The organism is Shewanella sp. N2AIL (genome assembly GCF_022690845.1).
Taxonomy (GTDB): Bacteria; Pseudomonadota; Gammaproteobacteria; order Enterobacterales; family Shewanellaceae; genus Shewanella; species Shewanella baltica.
Genome location: NZ_JALBYT010000101.1, coordinates 1 through 339, shown reverse-complemented (window position 1 = coordinate 339; position 339 = coordinate 1). Strand labels below are relative to the sequence as shown.

Genomic DNA, 339 nt, shown 5'->3' with positions numbered 1-339 from the left:
CTTCTTTATGACAACATCAATTAACTCAAGCCGTAAGCGCACACAACGAGATTACACCTTAGCCTTTAAATTAGGCGTTGTAGAGCGTGTTGAAAAAGGCGAAATGACGTACAAACAAGCCCAAGCCTGTTTTGGTATTCAAGGCCGTTCAACGGTACTCGTTTGGCTTAGAAAACATGGTAGACTCGATTGGTCGAAACCTTTTCAGCATCCAGGGCAACCGCATGAGTGTTTAAAATTCGTCCAACTGCAACCCTGCTAATAGAACCGATTCTAAATATTCAGGTTTCATCCAAGCTCTTTTCTGTTTCGCTGGAATGCTTCCTTTAGAAGGTTCAG

At 42.8% G+C, this 339-nt stretch carries 1 pseudogene; it reads left to right on the top strand.

What is annotated here, in order from left to right:
- Nucleotides 1-7: 7 nt before the first annotated feature.
- Nucleotides 8-208 (top strand): annotated as a pseudogene (locus MO387_RS20910) (IS3 family transposase); the annotation flags it as partial.
- Nucleotides 209-339: the final 131 nt, after the last annotated feature.